The sequence below is a fragment of the Hamadaea sp. NPDC051192 genome (assembly GCF_040682475.1).
GTDB lineage: Bacteria > Actinomycetota > Actinomycetes > Mycobacteriales > Micromonosporaceae > Hamadaea > Hamadaea flava.
Genome location: NZ_JBFBAZ010000088.1, coordinates 1 through 17,513 on the forward strand (window position 1 = coordinate 1; position 17,513 = coordinate 17,513).

The following is a 17,513-nucleotide window of genomic DNA, read 5'->3' on the forward strand; positions in this document are numbered from 1 at the left end:
TGTGGGGGGGGGTGGGGGGTTGTCTGTGGTATTGGGGGAGAGCCAGGTGCGGAGGGTGGTGGCGGATTCGACGATCTTCACGATCTCGACGTGTTCGTCCACCTTGTGGGCGAGGTTCGGGTCGCCCGGCCCGAAGTTCAACGCCGGTACGCCCAGCGCGGAGAACCGGGCCACGTCGGTCCAGCCGAGTTTGGCGGCCGGTGTGGTGCCGGTCGCGGCGATGAACGCGGCCGCGGGCGGCAGGGTGAGGCCGGGCAGGGCGCCGGGGGCGGAGTCGGTCAGCTTCACGTCGAAGCCGTGGAAGAGGTCGACCAGGTGTTCCAGGGCTTCGTCGACCGACCGGGACGGGGCGAATCGGTAGTTGACCTCGATCTCGCAGCGGTCGGGGACGACGTTTCCGGCCACGCCACCGGTGATGGCGACCGCGTTGAGGCCTTCACGGTAGAGGCACCCATCGATTTCGACCTCCCGCGCCCGGTACGCGGACAGCCGCGCGAGGATCTCCCCGGCGGCGTGGATGGCGTTGACGCCGAGCCACGACCGGGCCGAGTGCGCGCGCTTGCCTTCGGAGCTGACGATCACGCGCATGGTGCCCTGGCAGCCTGCCTCGACGACGCCGTACGTGGGTTCCAGCAGGATCGCGAAGTCGGCGGCCAGCAACTCCGGGCGCTGCTGCGAGAGGATGAACAGGCCGTTCCGGACGGCCTCGACCTCTTCGGCCTCGTAGAAGAGGTAGGTGACGTCGAACTTCGGCTCGGTGACGGTGATCGCCAGGTGCAGGGCGATGGCTGTGCCGCTCTTCATGTCCGAGGTCCCGCAACCCCACATCAGCTCGACGCCCTCGGCGGTCATGGACGGGTGCGACGGGAAGTTGCCCGCGATCGGCACGGTGTCGAGGTGCCCGGCCAGCACCACCCGCGACGACCGGCCCAGCTGCGTACGCGCGACGACGGTGTGGCCGACCCGCTCCACGGTCAGGTGGGCGCAGGTGCGCAGGGCTGCCTCGACCGCGTCGGCGATCTCCTTCTCGTTCCCCGAGACGGACTCGATGTCGACCAGCGCGCGGGTCAACGCCACGGGGTCGGCGAGCACCTCTGAAGTAAGAACGTCAGCCATGACCGGTAGCCTAGGTGACCGTGAGCAGACTCGATGACGCAGCTTGGGGTCATGGCCTGGCCACCGTCACCGCCGACGGGCAGGTTCTCGACGTGTGGTACCCGGCCGGGCAGTTGGGCCTCGGCGCGCCCGGCCCGAAGCCGGCCTACGCCACCGACGTCCAGAAGCCGCTGGATCTGAAGGTCGTGCAGGTGGAGACGGTCGTCGGCAGCCTGGCCGAGCCGCCGGCCGACACCGCCGACGCGTACCTGCGGCTGCACCTGCTCTCGCATCGGATCGTCAAGCCGCACCAGGCCAACCTCGACGGGATCTTCGGCGCGCTGCCCAACATCGCCTGGACGAGCCTCGGCCCGTGCCCGGTGGAGCGGGTCGACGAGCTGCGCTTCGAGGTCCGGGCGACCGGCGGGCACCTGGCGGTCTACGGGGTCGACAAGTTCCCCCGGATGACCGACTACGTGGTGCCGAGCGGGGTCCGCATCGCCGACGCCGACCGCGTCCGCCTCGGCGCGCACCTGGCCGAAGGCACCACGGTGATGCACGAGGGATTCGTGAACTTCAACGCCGGGACGCTCGGGACCAGCATGGTCGAGGGCCGGATCGTCGCCGGCGTGATCGTGGGCGACGGCTCCGACATCGGCGCGGGTTCGTCGATCATGGGCACGCTGTCCGGCGGCGGCAAGGAGATCATCTCGATCGGCAAGCGCTGCCTGCTCGGCGCGAACGGCGGCATCGGCATCTCGCTCGGCGACGACTGCGTGGTCGAAGCCGGCTGCTACATCACCGCCGGCTCGAAGATCACCCTGCCGGACGGCCGGGTCGTCAAGGCCCGCGACCTGTCCGGCTCCAGCGGCATCCGCTACTGGCGCAACTCGGTCACCGGCGCGCTGGAGGCCACACCGCGCGAAGGCCACGGCATCACCCTCAACTCGGCGCTCCACAGCAACTAGGTGGTTGACTCCCTCACCCCACGAGGGGTGGCCGGCTTGCTGGCCACCCCCGGGTGTGAGCGCCGCTCACGACTCGTCGCCACCGGCGTCGACCTCGACTCGCTCGCCGTCTCGCTCGGCGGCGAAGAGGTCGGTCAATCGCCGTTCGCCCTCGCCCGGTCCGCGCAGTTCGAAGCCCGTCTCAAGAGCCAGGGATACGCCGAACTCCGCGACCTGATTCAGCGACATCTCGGCATCGAGGTGGCCGGCGCAGTGGCCTCCGATCTGGCGAGCTGTCTCGCCGACCGGACGCCCCGGCTGCACATCCTGGGGCCGCAGCGACTCGGCTGGCCCGGTGGCGGCCTGGAGACCGACGGCCTGCTCGTGGTCTCCGGCGAGACGCTGCACCTCGTCGGCGTACGCACCTATGCGATGGTCGGCGAGGTCGCCGATCCGGCCAAGGTCGCAGCCACGTCGCGGGAGCTTGCGGTCGAGATCGTGGCACTGCGTTCGCAACTTCCAGATCCGGACCGCTGCGCTACGCGTACCCTCCTGGTGCTGCCGAAGAACTTCGGGCTGAGCCCGACCGCCGCCGTGCTCGACGTGGCGCCGCAGGTGGCCCGCGTGCGGGCGTTGTCGACGGGTCTGGAGTGGGGCGGCGAAGCGCCGGAGTGGAGCGAGCTGCGCCCGAAGTTCGGCGACGGCTGCCCACAGTGCCCGATGATGGGGGCGTGCGCCGGGGAGCTGGTCGAGCAACGGCGAGTGGCGCGTCTCGGCAGCGCGGTGGCGAACGTCGTCGGCGGCACGGTGGACGAGGCGCTGCTCGATCCGCCGCCGGATCTCGGTGTGCGGCAACGGTTGCAGGCCATGCGCGACGGCCGCTCGGTCCGCCGCACCACCCGCCGCCACGTCCATCTGCACGACAAGCCGCTGGTCGTGGTGGGCTACCACCTGGCCGGCGAGCCCGCCGCGGTGCTGGCGCTCCACTATGGGACATCGCCCGAGGACGGCAAGCTCCTCGTCGCCGCCGAGCCTCGGGACCGCGAGCAGCGGCTGGCCCTCCTGCGGGAGTTCGCCGCCGATCTGAGTTCCTATGTGGAGGAATTTGCGGCGGTCGAGCCGGTCGTCCGGCGGGACATGACGGTCGTGGAATGCGCGGTCGACGCGCCGCAGCTGATCACGCCCAACAGCGGGACCGCGCAGTGGCTGACCGACCTGCTCGCCCGCTACCTGCGTGGCTCCGAGGACCTCGCGGCCCAGCATCTGAGCTGGTTCGGGTCGCGGCGCGTATTGCCCGGGTCGTCGGTGACGACCGCCATGACGGATGTGCTGACGACGCACTGGGCGACCGGCCAGCTGCCCGCCGAGGATGTTCACCTGCCGTCGCTGCTGTCCTGGCTCGGGGTGACCGTCGACGACGTGCCGATGGGGCCGATCCCCGACCCGCACTGGGACTCGGGCGTCCTCGCTCCGGCGCTCGGCGCGCCCGGCCTGGTCACGGCGGCCGTCTCCGGCCCGTTGGCGACGGCGTGGTCCGCGACATGGCGTTCGCTGGACCTCGTCCGGGCGGAGCTGCCCGAGATCGGCGCGCACGTCGGCGACCGGTGGGAACGCGATCGCTGGTCCTACACCCGGCATCGGGAGCGCGTCGCCGAGGGGACGGCTTCGGTCGCCGCCCGGCTGTCCGGCGTACCGGCGTTCCGGTTCCTGCACGAGCTGGAGACCCGCACGGTCGCCCTCGAACGGCAGATGGCGCTCGACGATCCGCTGGTCATGACGGGCTACCTGATCAGCGGCGACGCCCTGAGCGGCACGGTGTCCAAGGTAGACCGGGAACACACGCTCGCCTCGCCGACCGGGCGCGAGCTGCTGCGCCCGCGCATCTGGCTGCACAGCGACGCCGAGTTCGGCCGCCCACTCGGGACGCAACTCTGGCTCGCCACCGATCCCCGCGTGATGGTGACGGTGACCGCCGTCGAGCCGGGCGGCGTCGAGCTGCTCGTCCAGAAGGGCGCGGTGCAACGCAACGCCCTCGGCCGGCTGCCCCAGATCGGCGAGGAGGTCGTGTTCGCGCCGTTCGGCGGGGAGGACGCGTTTCCGAGCCGGCTGCCCGACCAACTCCCCTGGCAGTTCGGCACTGCCTCCCCCGACCCCGCTGACACCGCCGCTGACGCTGACGCTCCCGCTCCCGCCGCCGCTCCCGCTGACGCTGCCGCTGCCGCTGCCGCTCCCACCGCTGCGGATCAGCAGCAGATCACGGATGTAAGTCGAATCTTGGGCGAAGATTCGACCCAGATCCCTGATCCAGCGGCAAAAGCCGAGCGGACGGAAGGCGAGGGCGCGGAAGGCGGTGACGCGGGTGAGTGAGGCACGGGCGGCGCACGAGGGGGCGGTCGACGAGATCTGGCGGCTGCTCACCTCCGGCGAGCGGACGGTCGTCGTGGACTCCCCGCCCGGTGCGGGGAAGTCCACCCTGGTCCGGGAGCTGACCCGGCGGCTCGTGGCGGACGGCGTACGCGTTCCGGTGGTGGTGCAGACCAACGACCAGGCGGACGACCTCGTCGGCGGGCTGGTCCGGGAACTGGCCGAGGCCGGGCTGCCCGCCGAGGTGGGCCGGCTGCACGCCAGCGGCTGGGAACCGCCGACCGGCTTCCCCCGCCGGGGCGTACGCACCAGCGCCAAGCTCGCCGAGCTGGCCGGCTGCCCGATCGTCGTCGCGACCGCCGCGAAGTGGGCGTTCAGCCCCGGTGAGACGTTCGAGCTGGGGATCATCGACGAGGCGTACCAGATGTCGGCGGCGGCGCTGGTCCGCGTGGGCGACCTGTTCGACCGCCTGCTGCTGGTCGGCGACCCCGGTCAGCTCTCCCCGTTCACCGTCGCCGACGAGCACACCGTGCGGTCGCTGTCGGCCTGGCCGCTGTCCACCGCCGCCGGGGTCGTCCTTCGCCACCACCCCGGTACGCCGATCGTCCCGTTGCCGGTGAGCTGGCGGTTGGCTCCGCACACCGCGCCGGTGGTGTCCGACGCCTTCTACGTCCGGCCGTTCCGCGCCGGGGTGGATCCGGGCGTACGCCGTCTCGAAGTCCCGGCCTCGGCGCATCCCGCCGTGCGGAGCGCTGCCGAACACGGCTGGGGACTGCTGGAACTGCCTTCGGCGTACCAGCCGAGAACTGATCCGGAGATGGTGGCCCACCTGGTCGAACTGGCCCGCGGTCTGTGCGCCGGGGCGGCCGTGACCGCCGACGAGCGGCGCACGCGCGGGCTGAAGTCGCGCGACATCGCGATCGGGGTGGCGCACACCGACCAGCGGGACCATGTCCGGGCGGCCTTGGACCGGGCGGCGTTGCCGCAGGTCACCGTGGACACCGCCAATCGGCTGCAGGGCCGGCAGTTCGAGATCACGCTGGTCTGGCATCCGCTGTCGGGCCGCCGCGACGCGACCGCCTTCCATCTGGAGACCGGGCGGCTGTGCGTGCTCGCCTCCCGGCACCGCCAGGCCTGCATCGTGGTGACGCGCGCCGGGATCGCGTCCCAGTTGCACGAGTTTCCCGCCGCCGAACCGGTCTGGCTGGGGTCGGACCCGCCGCCGATCGACGGCTGGGCGGCCAATCTGTCGTTCCTCGACCACCTGGATAAGTTCCGAACTTGACCTTGAGCGCGCTCTAGCTCGTAGCGTCGCCTCATGCAGACAACGACACTCGGAAACACCGGTACGCAGGTCAGCAAGCTCGCCCTCGGGTGCATGCTGATGGGGACGGCGACCTCCGAGGCGGACTCCGTCGAGATGCTGCACCGCTACGTCGACGGCGCGGGCGGCAGCTTCCTCGACACCGCCGACTGTTACGCCTGGTGGAGCAGTCCCGAGTCGCAGGGCGGCGAGAGCGAGGAGTTGCTCGGCCGATGGTTCGCCCAGACCGGGCGGCGGGACGAGATCTTCCTCGCGACCAAGGGCACGGCGCTTCCCCGGGACCTGCCCGGGCTGTGGGCGAACCCGCAGGAGCCCGACTGGGCCAAGGCCCGGCAGCAGTTCGCCGGCGCCTCCCGCGCGGCGCTGACCTCGGCAATGGAGGCGAGCCTGCGCCGCCTGGGCACGGACTATGTGGACCTGTACTACGTGCACGTCGACGACTTGGCCACGCCGCTGGAGGACACCCTCGAAACGCTGGCGGGCTTCGTGGCCGCCGGCAAGGTGAAGCACCTCGGCTGGTCCAACGTACGCACCTGGCGGCTGGAGAGCATCCGGCAGCTCTGCGACCGGTACGGCTGGCCGGCCCCGGTCGCCGTCCAGCAGCAGCACTCGTACCTGCGTCCCCGGCCGGGCTCCGAATCGGCGTCGATCGTCGGCTACGACCAGCTCGACTACCTTCAGCGGCACGCGCAGACCTTGGTGGCGTACTCGCCGATCTTGAAGGGCGTCTACGACGTTCCGGAGAAGCGGACCACCTCACACGTCATGACGGAGTACGCCGGACCGGACACCGACGCCCGGTTCGCCGCTGTGGAGAAGATCGCCGCCGAGGTCGGGGCGACCCCGAACCAGGTCGTGCTGGCCTGGCTGCTCCGGCAAGACCTCGTGACCCTGATCGGCCCCCGGACGCTGCCGCAGTACGACTCCGCGGTGCCGGCGCTCGGGCTCTCGCTGACGGACGCGCAGGTCGCGTACCTCGACGCCGCCTGAGTTCCCGCTCGGAGCGGCCGCTGGGCGAGCGGCCGCTCCGGAGTAGCCCCTGCAGACCGCGCAGACCCTGGTCTAGCGGCATATAGACGGTTGCGATACCGTACAGCCTCACCGTCCAGATCGGCCGGAACACGGGGAGGCCGTCCCAGTGACCTTGCGCATCGCGTACCTCGGGCCGCCGGGCACGTTCACCTATCTGGCCGCGACGCAGCTCTGGGAGCGGACCGACGAGTTGCTGCCCAGCACGACCGTGCCCGAAGTCATCGACCGCGTCCGCTGGGGCGACTGCGATTTCGGCGTCGTCCCGATGGAGAACACGGTCGAGGGGATCGTCACCGCGAGCCTCGATCAGCTGGTCTTCGGCAGCGGAGACGTCGTCGTCCTGCGCGAGATCTCGGTGCCCACCACGTTCGACGTGTACCGCGCCGCCGGCGCGTCCGGACCGCCGACCGGCATCGCCAGCCACCCGCACGGGCTCGCGCAGTGCACTCGATACGTCAACGCCGCCGGGCTGCCGACGCGGGTCTTCCGGTCCACGGCCGCCGCTGTCGAGGCCGCCGCCGACGATCCGGGGCTGCTGGCGATCGCGGCCCCCGACCTTGCCGACCGGTACGCGGTCAGCCTCCTCGACAGCGGGATCGAGGACCACCCCGGTGTCGTCACCCGGTTCGCGTGCCTCGGTTCCCGGCGTCGGCAGGCCGACCTGCCCGCCCCGGCCGAGGGACTGAGCTGGAAGACGTTGCTGGCGCTCACCCCGGCCACCCGGCCCGGCACCCTGGCCGACGTCTGCGTCCAGTTCTCCGACCAAGGCGTGAACATCCTGTCGTTGACCTCGCGCCCGCTGCCGGGCTTCGCCGGGGCGTACGTCTTCGTGCTGGCGCTGGCCGACACGCGTACCTCGGCGGGGTTGGCCCGAGCGGTCAACGGGCTCCTCTACACCGGCGTACGCGTCAAGTTCCTGGGCAGCTTCCTCTCGGACCATCTGCTGCGGCCGTCGCGGCCGGATCGGCCGTTGTCTGCGCCGACGGGCAGCTTCGGGCTCCGGGATCTGCACGAGGTCAGTGCGGTGTTCCCGGGCCGCCCCTAAGCTCGGCACGAGACCGACCGCCGCGCTGGCATACTCGTGACGAACCGGTGAAGGACTTCATGGCGAGTGACAGACGGGACAAGGGAGCACGATGGCACGTGACGGGCTGCCGACGCTCCGGATCGCCGTCGTCGGAACCGGTCTGATCGGCGGATCCGTCCTCCGGCGCCTGGCCCAGACCGAGCACGAGGTCGTCGGCTGGGATCCCGACCCCGGTACGCGTACCACCGGGACCGACCTGGGGCTGTCGTTCGCCGATCGGCTCGACGACGCCCTCGCCGGGCGGGACGTCGTCTTCCTCTGCGGACCACTGTCGTCGCTGCCCACCGGGTTGGCCGAGGTGGTCGCCGCGGCTCCGGAGCACTGCGTGATCACGGACGTCGGCAGCACCAAGATGGCCGTCGCCGAGGCCGCGGAGCGGGCCGGGCTGACCGATCGCTTCGTCGGCGGCCACCCGATGGCGGGCTCCGAGCGGGCCGGGCTCGCTGCCGCCACCGCCGATCTCTACGTCGGCGCGCCATGGGTGTTGACGCCGCTCGGCGTACCGGGGCTTCCCGCGTTCCGGCTGCTGGCCCGGCTCGTCCTGGAGTCGTTCGACGCGCGGGTGGTGCCGCTGGACGCGACGGTCCACGACGACATCGTGGCGCTCGCCTCACACATCCCGCACCTCCTGGCCGGAGCGCTGGCGACGGCCACCGATCGGTCCGACGTACGCGCGGCGGTGCTGAGTCTCGCCGCGGGCAGCTTCTCCGACGGCACCCGAGTCGCCGGTACGCCCAGCGCCCGCACCACGGACATGCTGCTCAACAATCGGGCCGCGATCGCACGCCGGATCGGGCTGGTCCGGGCGGCCCTCGACGACCTCGTGGACGCCGTGGTCACCGGGGACGCCGAGCGCCTGCTGAGCTGCCTGAGCGAGGGGCGGCACGCCCGGTTGGACCTGCTGGCTCGGCATACGGAGCCCGCGTCCCGCGAATTCAATAGCGGCTTGGACAGCGGCTTCGGTAGCGGCTTCGGCAGCGGCTTCGGCAGCGGCAAGGACGACGAGGAGCTGGCTTATCTCGTGGAGCTCGGCGCGTCCGGCGGTTGTGTCACAGGGTGCCGGGTCGACGGCGACCGCGTCACCTATACCGTGCTCCGACCGGCGACTCCATGATCATGGTCAATTCCGTGTCGCCATAGCAGCACAGAAATGACCCTGATCATGTGCGAGCCGACGAGCGCCTAACCAGCGACGCGGTCGGCCGCCGCCGCGATACGTTCGTCGGACGCGGTGAGCGCGAGCCGCACGAAAGGCTCTCCGGCGGGGCCGTAGAACTCGCCCGGTACGCCCAGGACGCCCCGATCGGCCAGCCAGCCGACCGTCCGCAGACCGGGTTCGTCGCGGGTGGCCCACAGGTACAGGCCGGCCGTCGAGTGCTCGATGCGGAAGCCGGCCTTCTCCAGCGCCGGCCGCAGCACGCCGCGACGGGCCCGGTAGATCTCCCGCTGCCGGTCGGCGTGCGCTTCGTCGCCCAGCGCCGCGACCATGGCGGCCTGGACCGGAGCCGGCACGATCATCCCGGCGTGCTTACGCAGCAGGAGCAGGTCCGCGACCAGCTCGGGATCGCCCGCGACCAGGCCGGCCCGATAGCCGGCCAGGTTCGACCGCTTCGACAGCGAGTGGATGGCGAGCAGGCCCGCTGCCGACCCGTCACAGACCTCGGGATCGAGGATCGAGACCGGCGTCTGTTCCCACGGCAGGCTGAGGTAGCACTCGTCGGAGGCGATGACGGCGCCGCAGTCCCGGGCCCAGGCCACCCACGCGCGCATCTCGGCGACGGTGGCGACCCGGCCGTGCGGATTGCCCGGCGAGTTCAGCCAGACCAACGCCGCGGGCTCGGCCGGCGGCGTGTCGGCCCGGACGACGGTCGTCCCGGCCAGCAGCGCGCCGACCTCGTAGGTGGGGTAACAGACCTCGGGGATGACGACGGTGTCCCCCGGGCCCAACCCCAGAAAGCGTGGCAACCAGGCGACCAGCTCCTTGGAGCCGATCGTCGGCAGGACCCCCAGCTCGCCGTCGGCCCGGCAGTAACGCCGAACGTAAGCGAGCATCGCGTCCCGCAGTGCCACGCTGCCTGCGGTGAGCGGATAGCCGGGCGAGTCGGCCGCGCCGCTGAGCGCCGCCTGGAGCAGCGGATCCACCGAGTCCACCGGGGTGCCCATCGACAGGTCGACGAGCCCGTCCGGATGCGCGGCGGCAACCGCCTTGAGCGGCTCCAGGCGGTCCCACGGCACGTCGGGCAGCCCGGCGGCCGGTGAACGGCGGCCGGCGCTCGCCCGGCTCATGCTCAGTGTCCCTCGCCTCGCGGCGGCAGGCCGGCGATGAATGCGGCGTCAGCGTTGATCTTGCCGATCTTCGAGGCACCACCAGGCGAACCGAGGTCGTTGAAGAACTCGTAGTTCGCCGGGGTGTAGTCGCGCCACTGCTCGGGAACGTCGTCCTCGTAGAAGATGGCTTCGACGGGGCAGACCGGCTCGCAGGCACCGCAGTCGACACACTCATCGGGGTGGATGTACAGCATCCGGTTGCCCTCGTAGATGCAGTCCACCGGGCACTCCTCGATGCACGCCTTGTCGAGGACGTCGACGCAGGGCTCGGCGATGATGTAGGTCACGGGTCGTCCTTCCAGCTGGCGATGGCGGGCAGCCACCGACAGCTTAGTATCGCGCCCGGGAGGTGGTCGATGGTGCTGGCCCTCAGTCCGCGCGACATCGGATCTCGGGTAGTCGTCCGGAGACGGGTCCAGACGGGTGAACGCCCCCTTTATACCGATTTGCTGGGCGAGCTAACCGAAATCACGCCCACCGAAGTCGTGATTCTCACCTCTGCCGGTGCGGTGCGCGTACCAGTGGATGAGATCCATCGCGCGAAGCCGGTGCCCGCGCGCCGGGGCCCGACCGCCCGCGAGATCGCGGAGGTCGAGCGAGCCGCCACGCGCGCCTGGCCCCCCGCGGAGCTGGCGTGGCTGGGCGACTGGCGGTTGCGCGCCGCCGGCGGCTACACCGGCCGGGCCAACTCCGCGCTGCCCGTCGGCGACCCGGGCGTGCCGCTCACCGCGGCGATCGAGCAGGTCGTAGCGTTCTACACCGAGCGTGACCTGCCGCCGCAGGTGGACGTGCCGCTGCCGCTCGCGGCCACCGTCCAGCGCGAGCTGCTGAAGGCGGGCTGGCACGAGGAATGCGCCGTGCGGGTCCAGACCATCGACCTGGACCAGCTCATCGCCGCCACCGGCGCCGTCGGCTCGCTGTCCGCGCGGCCGTCACCCGCCGCGCTCGCCCTGATCGAAGGACGGCGCGGACCGCTGTCCGAGGCCGCGCACCACGTCCTGACGGCGGTTCCCACACTTGCCTTCTGCGAGTACGCGGACGCCGGGGAGCCGCTGGGGCGAGCCGCCGGGAGTGCAGTCAGCGGCGACCTGCTCGCGATGGGGCGTGGCAGCGTCACCGCCGCCGGTCACGCCGACGACGAGGGGGCGCGGTGGCTCGGGCTGTTCGCGATCGAGACCGTGCCTGCGGCCCGTCGCCGCGGGCTGGCCCAACAGGTCGTCGGGCAGCTGGCGCGGTGGGGTCGCGAGCACGGCGCGAGCCACGCGTTCCTGCAGGTGGAGTCGACGAACGAAGCCGCGCAGGCGCTGTACGCGAAGCTCGGCTTCACGACGCACCACAGCTACCTGCGCTATCGCCTCCGGCAGCGGCGCTAGACGCGCTTGGGCTTCGCCTTAGCGGTACGCGCGAACTGGCGGAGCTGCTTGGTCCGGATGTCCTGGCCGGTGGCGACGAGGACGAGCCCACCGAGCAGCGAGGCGCCGACCGCGATCGCGGCGTACTGCCAGATCTGCTCGAAGAAGTCGCCGGCGCCCATCTTGAACGGGCCCTCGCCGATGATGAGCGGTCCGGCCAGCACGATGAGGGCGCAGGACACGACCGCCGCCATCGCGAGGTCGAAGGCGACCGCGCCCATCGGCCGGCTGCGTCCCCAGAGGAAGGCGAGGACCGCGAACGCCAACGCGATCGCGCTCAGCCCGACGATGGGGACGAGATCCTGCTTGCTGGAGTTCTCGTCCAGCACGAACTTCGAGACGAGCCGTCCCGCCACGTTGATCGCGAAGAGCGCTCCGGCCAAGATGCCGATCCGCTTCCACCTCTGCGCCATTCCGCCTCCCGCGCGCACATTCCGACGTGATCCTTATACGCCGTCGCCGGAAGATACACCAGGGGTCTCAAGGGCAGCTGGACGCCGACTTTCCGCTCTCAGACCACCCGACGTGGCTTGACCAGGCGAAGGAACGGAGTGGCGAAGCCGGCCATGCCCGCGACGACCGCCAGCGCGCCCGCCCAATTGTCGGGCAGGATCAGCCAGTCACCCTCGGGCCGCTCGGTCACCGCGGCGACCATCACGACACACCACGGCACGATGGCGAAGACCGGCGCCCAGGTCTTGTCCACGGTGTACCAGGCGAACCATGTCAGCCCGAAGTTGGCCGCGAACGCGACGAGCATCGTGGCGGGCACCAGCACCGAACCGACCCGCAGGTTGCTGTAGAAGACCTCGAAGATCGCGGTCAGCGCGCCGAGCAGGAAGGCGACGACCGCCCCGTAGATCCGGGTGAGCCACTCGATCATGCGTCCAAACCCGAGAACAGGTCGGCTTCCCAGCCGTGCGCGCCGTCGCCCGGACCCCGCTCGCCGTACGCCAGCGTGTAGTACTCCACACCCATGAATTCGTCGCCGAAGTTGCCGGCGATCGAATAGAGCCAGGAGGTTTCGGGAATCTGGGTGGCGTGCGCGTGCAGCGAAGCGACCTTCTTCTCGTGCTGGTCAGTGCCGTCGACGCAGGCGGCGATCTCGTCGTCCGGGGTGCCGAACGGGATGTCGTCGACGCTCGTGGCCTCGCCGAAGGGGTTGTCCGAGGAGTCCTTGAAGGCGTCCAGTCCCGCCTCCAGGACGCTCTTCGGCATCGCGCCCCAGTAGATCTTGGCCGGGCCGAAGCCCTCCGCCCGCGCCAGTTCGGCGGCGCGCATGGCGACCCGATGCGACTGAATGTGGTCGGGGTGACCGTAGAAGCCGTTGGCGTCGTAGGTGACCAGCACCTGCGGCCGGGTCTCCCGCATGATCTCGACCAGGTGTCCGGCGGCCTCGTCGAGGTCGGCCCGCCAGAAGCAGCGCGGGTGCTCGTTCGCGGGCGTGCCCATCATCCCGGAGTCCCGGTAGCGCCCGGCGCCGCCGAGGAAGCGGTGGTCGGCCACGCCCAGCGCGGCGCACGCCCGGTCCAGCTCGATCAGCCGGTAGCCGCCGAGCTGGTCGGCCTGGGCCGCCTCCAACTGGGCGAGGGCGGGCACGTGGATCTCGCCCTCCTCCCCGAGGGTGCAGGTCACGAGGGTCACCCGAGCGCCCTGGGCGGCGTAGTGGGCCATGGTCGCCCCGGTGCCGATCGACTCGTCGTCCGGGTGAGCGTGCACGAACAGAATGCTGCGATCCACCGGGCAACTCTAACGCCCGGCCGCGTACACCCCGCTGGTGCCGAGGCGTGGTGCATTCTGTCTAGGCAAACCGCCAAACCACCACGAATCGAACAGTCAGATGAATACGCTTCATGGTGTGACGGACCTTGAACCCCGGCGCATCGTCGTCGGGCGGGACGGCGAGCGGGTGGCGTACCTGCTCGGCGAGCGCCTCTGCGTCCTCGACACGGCCACCGGCGCGCTTCGCCCGGTCGCCGACGAGGTCGGGGCGTACGCCTGCGATCTGCACGCCACCGTCGCCGTCTTCGCCCGCCACGGACGCCTGCACCGCGTACGCCTGACCGGCGAGCCCGAGGTCGTCGACCTCGGCGTCGAGGGCGAGCAGCCGCAGCCCGACCCGACCGGGCGGCACATCGCGTACCGGCGCGGGCAGGCGCTGCACGTGCTCCTGGAGGGCGCGCACAACGACGCCGCCGCCCCGGTGCTGCTGGCCGGCGAGGAGAGCCCGACGGTGTGGTGGGGCGAGGTCGACGACGACGCGATCGGCTTCGGCCGGAACCGCGGCTGGTGGTGGGCGCCCGACGGATCGGCGATCCTCGCCGCGCGTACGGACGGCCCGCGCAGCACCTCGCTGCATCTGCTGGAACTCGACGGCGGCTGGGTCGACGTGCACTGGGACCGCTGGGTCTACCCCTACGTCGCCGGGGCCGGCTGGTTCGACGGTCCGCCCCTGGTGACCGTGCTGCGCCGCGGCCAGAACCACGGGCTCGTGCTCGCGGTCGATCCGCGTACCGGGGAGACCCAGGTGCACGCGGAACTCTCCGATCCCCGGTTCGTCCGCACGGTCGACGGCACGCCGTTGCACCTGCCGGACGGCCGCGTACTGGTCGGCAGCGAGATCGCCCACGAAAGCTACGACTCACGGTGCCTGTTCGCCGACGGCACCCTGCTCACCCCGCCCAACCTCTACGTACGCCGAGTCGTCGGCCGGATCGGGCCGATGTGCCTCGGTCCCGGGCTGCCGGCCTTCTCCGGGATGCCGCCGACCGAACCCCGACGAGGCGCCGGGGAGCGCTCGCGCGAGACGCCAGGAGTGCAGTCAGCTCTTGACAACGAACTCGGCGACCTGCTGATCGAGGCAAGCACCGACCCGGCTGAACAGCACCTCTATCGCGTACGCGGGGCGCTGGGCCGGGGCGGCGGGATGGCCGCCCAGCGGCTGACCCACGAGCCCGGCTGGCACACCGGCGAATGCGGCGGCGAGACGATGGTGATCGGCTCAGCCGGCCTGGACCACCCCGGTACGCACTGGCTGGTGTTGCGGCGGGGACATCAGGTCGGCGTCCTCGGCGACCCCGCCGCCGTCCGAAAGGACACCGCTCAGCCGGCGGATCTCCCCCGCCCGGTCCTCGACCGCGTCACCGATCGGCGGCTGCCGGTCGGCGTGCTCTATCCCGGACGTCACCTGGTCGGGCGGCGGCTGCCGGTGCTGCTCGACCTGGCGACCGGACTCGGCGGGCAGAGCGTGCTGGCCCGGTCGGACGCGTGGGCGCTGCGGCAGCGCTGGGCCGAGGCGGGGTACGCCGTCGTCGCGGTCGACACCCGGGGCAGCGCCGGCATCGCGCCGAGCTTCGAGAAGGTGGTGCACCGGCGGCTGGTCGACCTCGTCGTGGCCGACCTCGCCGAGACCGTGCACGAGCTGGGTGCGAAGGATCCCGACCTGGACCTGGAACAGGTACTGCTCCGGGGCACCGGCGTCGGCGGCTGGCTGGCCGCTCGGGCGGTGGCGGACCGGCCGGAGACCTTCCGCGGCGCGGTCGTCCGCGACCCCGTACGCGCCTGGACGACGCTGCCGTCGGTGCTGGCCGAGCGGTACCTGGGCAACCCCGAGGACAACTCCGAGGTCTGGCTGCATCACGAACTGCGGGACCTGCCGGTGCGCGTACGCGAAATCGCCGACGACGCCCCGATCGACGTCGAACTGTCCGCACTGGACGCCCTGCTGCACCCCTGAGAAGGGGCGAGGGCGGGCCCCCTGGGGTGCCCGCCCTCCATCTATTTGGTGGTGCTTCAGTGCTCGTCCGCGCCGGTGGCGACCTCGTCGGAGTGGACTTCCTGCTCGATCAGGATGCCCTCCTCGGGGAAGTGGCAGGCCCCCAGCGAACCGCTCGACTTGATGGTCAGCGGCGGCTCCTGCTGGGCGCAGATGTCCTGGGCCTTCCAGCAGCGCGTCCGGAAACGGCAGCCGGACGGCGGGTTGATCGGGGTGGGCACGTCGCCCACCAGCCGGATCCGGCCCGCCGACTCACCGATGTGTGCCGGGTCCGGCACCGCCGAGAGCAGCGCCTTCGTGTACGGGTGGGCCGGCCGCTCGTAGATCTGCTCCCGCGAGCCGATCTCGACCAGCTTGCCGAGGTACATGACGCCGACGCGCTGGCAGAAGTGCCGGACGACGGACAGGTCGTGGGCGATGAAGACGAAGGCCAGGCCCATGTCCCGCTGCAGCTCCCGGAGCAGGTTGATGACCTGCGCCTGGATCGACACGTCCAGCGCCGAGACCGGCTCGTCCGCGACGATGATCTTCGGGTTGAGCGCCAGCGACCGGGCGATGCCGATGCGCTGCCGCTGACCGCCGGAGAACTCGTGCGGGAAGCGGTTGTAGTGCTCGGGGTTGAGGCCGACCAGCTCCAGCAGCTCCTGGACGCGCTTCTTCACGCCGCCGGGCGGGTTGATCCCGTTGACCTGCAAGGGCATCGCGACGATCTTGCCGACCGTGTGCCGCGGGTTCAGCGACGAGTACGGGTCCTGGAAGATGATCTGCATGTCCTGGCGGAGCCGTTGCAGCTTCGATCCCCGGGATCGGGTGATGTCCTGGCCCTCGAAGGTGATCTTGCCAGCGGTCGAGTCCAGCAGCCGGACCAGCATTCGGCCGGTCGTGGTCTTGCCACAGCCGGACTCACCGACGAGACCGAGCGTCTCACCCGGACGGACCTCGAACGAGACCCCGTCGACCGCGCGGACGACCTGCTTGGCGCCGATCAGTCCACCGCCGCGCACCGGGAAGTGCTTGGTCAGGTTCTCCACCTTCAGCAGCGGCTCGGCGGAGGTCAGATCCCGCGGGCCGCGCTGCTCAATAACCTGGGTGCTCACTGGGCGACTCCCACCGACGCGATTTCTTCCTGGTACGTCCGGTTGCGTTCCCGCTCAGGCAGGTGACACGCGACCGTGTGGCCCGGCTCGTCGGCCAGCGCCAGCGGCAGGAGCCGCGGCACCTCGACGTCGCACGGCCCGCCCTTGAGCATCGCGTACGCGCACCGCGGGTGGAACACGCAGCCGGACGGGATGTTCAGCAGGCTCGGCGGGTTGCCCTTGATCGGCAGCAACTCCGCGTCGGGGTCGCCGTGCAGGGACGGCATGCTGGCCAGCAGGCCCCAGGTGTAGGGGTGCTGGGCCGAGCGCATGATCTGCTCGACGGTGCCGAACTCGGCGACCCGGCCGCCGTACATCACCAGGACGTCGTCGGCGACCTGGCTGACGACGCCGAGGTCGTGGGTGATCAGGATGACCGCGGAGTTGAACTCGCGCTGCAGGTCTTCGAGCAGGTCGAGGATCTGCGCCTGCACCGTCACGTCGAGAGCCGTGGTGGGCTCGTCCGCGATGAGCAGGTTGGGGTCGTTGACCAGCGACATCGCGATCATGGCGCGCTGCCGCATACCGCCGGAGAACTCGTGCGGGTACTGCTTGAACCGCCGGTCGGGCTGCGGGATGCCGACCCGGTCGAGCATCTCGATCGCGCGCTTCTTCGCGACCGCCTTCGACGCGTCCGGATGGTGGATCCGGTACGCCTCAACGATCTGCCGCCCGATCGTGTAGAAGGGGTGCAGGGCGGTCAGCGGGTCCTGGAAGATCATGGAGACGTCGCGGCCACGCAGCTTGCGCAGCTGGTCCTGGCTGAGCCCGATGAGCTCCTTGCCGCCGACCTTGATGCTGCCGGTCATGATGGTCGACTTCGGGTTGTGTAGACCCATGATCGACAGGCTCGTGACGCTCTTGCCCGAGCCGGACTCGCCGACGATGCCGAGCGTCTTGCCGCGCTCAACCGCGAAGCTGACGCCGTTGACCGCCTGGACCTGGCCGTCCTCAGTGCGGAAGCGGACCTGCAGGTCGGCGACCTCGAGGTAGGGGGACTCGTTCGCAGTCAT

At 71.0% G+C, this 17,513-nt stretch carries 16 protein-coding genes; 8 read left to right on the top strand and 8 right to left on the bottom strand.

The genetic code is table 11. The features are described 5' to 3' along the window. On the bottom strand, positions 1-1,116 hold a 1,116-nt coding region (dapE, locus tag AB0M47_RS28875; RefSeq protein WP_363419570.1), incomplete at its 3' end, for a succinyl-diaminopimelate desuccinylase. 14 nt (positions 1,117-1,130) lie between these two features. Between dapE and dapD the strand changes: the two genes are divergently transcribed. The 6 genes from dapD to AB0M47_RS28905 all read left to right on the top strand — a co-directional run bounded on the left by dapD (position 1,131) and on the right by AB0M47_RS28905 (position 8,963). Next, positions 1,131-2,063 carry a 2,3,4,5-tetrahydropyridine-2,6-dicarboxylate N-succinyltransferase gene (gene dapD, locus AB0M47_RS28880; protein WP_363419572.1) on the top strand — a complete coding sequence of 311 codons (933 nt, stop codon included), beginning with the start codon at positions 1,131-1,133 and terminating at the stop codon, positions 2,061-2,063. Positions 2,064-2,099: 36 nt separating this feature from the next. Further along, complete coding sequence (locus tag AB0M47_RS28885) at positions 2,100-4,409, top strand: hypothetical protein (RefSeq protein WP_363419574.1); 2,310 nt, start codon at positions 2,100-2,102, stop codon at positions 4,407-4,409. Further along, positions 4,402-5,691: an AAA family ATPase gene (locus tag AB0M47_RS28890; protein WP_363419576.1), complete on the top strand. Its 1,290-nt coding sequence runs from the start codon at positions 4,402-4,404 to the stop codon at positions 5,689-5,691. The genes AB0M47_RS28885 and AB0M47_RS28890 overlap by 8 nt, the downstream gene beginning before the upstream one ends. 33 nt (positions 5,692-5,724) lie before the next feature. Then, positions 5,725-6,720, top strand: coding sequence for an aldo/keto reductase (locus tag AB0M47_RS28895; RefSeq protein WP_363419578.1), 996 nt, complete (start codon positions 5,725-5,727; stop codon positions 6,718-6,720). Positions 6,721-6,868: 148 nt separating this feature from the next. Then, positions 6,869-7,807, top strand: a complete 939-nt coding sequence (locus AB0M47_RS28900) for a prephenate dehydratase domain-containing protein (RefSeq protein ID WP_363419580.1) — start codon at positions 6,869-6,871, stop codon at positions 7,805-7,807. Between the two features lie 91 nt (positions 7,808-7,898). Beyond that, positions 7,899-8,963, top strand: a complete 1,065-nt coding sequence (locus AB0M47_RS28905; protein ID WP_363419582.1) for a prephenate dehydrogenase/arogenate dehydrogenase family protein — start codon at positions 7,899-7,901, stop codon at positions 8,961-8,963. A gap of 68 nt (positions 8,964-9,031) precedes the next feature. On the opposite strand, the gene dapC is transcribed toward AB0M47_RS28905, so the two are convergent. After that, the gene (gene dapC / locus AB0M47_RS28910; RefSeq protein ID WP_363419584.1) at positions 9,032-10,135 is read right to left on the bottom strand and encodes a succinyldiaminopimelate transaminase; all 1,104 of its coding nucleotides are present in this window, start codon (positions 10,133-10,135) and stop codon (positions 9,032-9,034) included. Between the two features lie 2 nt (positions 10,136-10,137). Next, positions 10,138-10,464 carry a ferredoxin gene (fdxA, locus tag AB0M47_RS28915; protein ID WP_253757889.1) on the bottom strand — a complete coding sequence of 109 codons (327 nt, stop codon included), beginning with the start codon at positions 10,462-10,464 and terminating at the stop codon, positions 10,138-10,140. Between the two features lie 69 nt (positions 10,465-10,533). Between fdxA and AB0M47_RS28920 the strand changes: the two genes are divergently transcribed. Next, a complete protein-coding gene (locus AB0M47_RS28920; RefSeq protein ID WP_363419586.1) occupies positions 10,534-11,550 on the top strand; it encodes a GNAT family N-acetyltransferase in 1,017 nt (338 codons plus the stop codon). Here the strand turns inward: AB0M47_RS28920 and AB0M47_RS28925 are convergent. The 3 genes from AB0M47_RS28925 to mshB all read right to left on the bottom strand — a co-directional run bounded on the left by AB0M47_RS28925 (position 11,547) and on the right by mshB (position 13,329). Continuing rightward, positions 11,547-12,002, bottom strand: coding sequence for a hypothetical protein (locus AB0M47_RS28925; RefSeq protein ID WP_363419588.1), 456 nt, complete (start codon positions 12,000-12,002; stop codon positions 11,547-11,549). The genes AB0M47_RS28920 and AB0M47_RS28925 overlap by 4 nt on opposite strands. 98 nt (positions 12,003-12,100) lie before the next feature. After that, entirely contained in the window at positions 12,101-12,472 is a 372-nt protein-coding gene (locus AB0M47_RS28930) for a hypothetical protein (protein WP_253757895.1), read from the bottom strand. Further along, complete coding sequence (mshB, locus tag AB0M47_RS28935; protein ID WP_363419590.1) at positions 12,469-13,329, bottom strand: N-acetyl-1-D-myo-inositol-2-amino-2-deoxy-alpha-D-glucopyranoside deacetylase; 861 nt, start codon at positions 13,327-13,329, stop codon at positions 12,469-12,471. Before mshB ends, AB0M47_RS28930 begins: the two co-directional genes overlap by 4 nt. Before the next feature lie 118 nt (positions 13,330-13,447). Between mshB and AB0M47_RS28940 the strand changes: the two genes are divergently transcribed. Continuing rightward, complete coding sequence (locus AB0M47_RS28940) at positions 13,448-15,325, top strand: prolyl oligopeptidase family serine peptidase (protein ID WP_363419592.1); 1,878 nt, start codon at positions 13,448-13,450, stop codon at positions 15,323-15,325. A gap of 56 nt (positions 15,326-15,381) precedes the next feature. On the opposite strand, the gene AB0M47_RS28945 is transcribed toward AB0M47_RS28940, so the two are convergent. Continuing rightward, the gene (locus AB0M47_RS28945; RefSeq protein WP_363419594.1) at positions 15,382-16,461 is read right to left on the bottom strand and encodes a dipeptide ABC transporter ATP-binding protein; all 1,080 of its coding nucleotides are present in this window, start codon (positions 16,459-16,461) and stop codon (positions 15,382-15,384) included. Further along, complete coding sequence (locus AB0M47_RS28950) at positions 16,458-17,513, bottom strand: ABC transporter ATP-binding protein (RefSeq protein WP_363419595.1); 1,056 nt, start codon at positions 17,511-17,513, stop codon at positions 16,458-16,460. Before AB0M47_RS28950 ends, AB0M47_RS28945 begins: the two co-directional genes overlap by 4 nt.

What these genes read in the sequence shown, in the direction of transcription:
- AB0M47_RS28920 (WP_363419586.1), top strand. Translation starts at nt 10,534, where the DNA reads ATGGTGCTGGCCCTCAGTCCGCGCGACATCGGATCTCGGGTAGTCGTC.
- AB0M47_RS28930 (WP_253757895.1), bottom strand. Translation starts at nt 12,472, where the DNA reads ATGATCGAGTGGCTCACCCGGATCTACGGGGCGGTCGTCGCCTTCCTG.
- AB0M47_RS28895 (WP_363419578.1), top strand. Translation starts at nt 5,725, where the DNA reads ATGCAGACAACGACACTCGGAAACACCGGTACGCAGGTCAGCAAGCTC.
- AB0M47_RS28905 (WP_363419582.1), top strand. Translation starts at nt 7,899, where the DNA reads ATGGCACGTGACGGGCTGCCGACGCTCCGGATCGCCGTCGTCGGAACC.
- AB0M47_RS28925 (WP_363419588.1), bottom strand. Translation starts at nt 12,002, where the DNA reads ATGGCGCAGAGGTGGAAGCGGATCGGCATCTTGGCCGGAGCGCTCTTC.
- dapC (WP_363419584.1), bottom strand. Translation starts at nt 10,135, where the DNA reads ATGAGCCGGGCGAGCGCCGGCCGCCGTTCACCGGCCGCCGGGCTGCCC.
- AB0M47_RS28950 (WP_363419595.1), bottom strand. Translation starts at nt 17,513, where the DNA reads ATGACTGCGAACGAGTCCCCCTACCTCGAGGTCGCCGACCTGCAGGTC.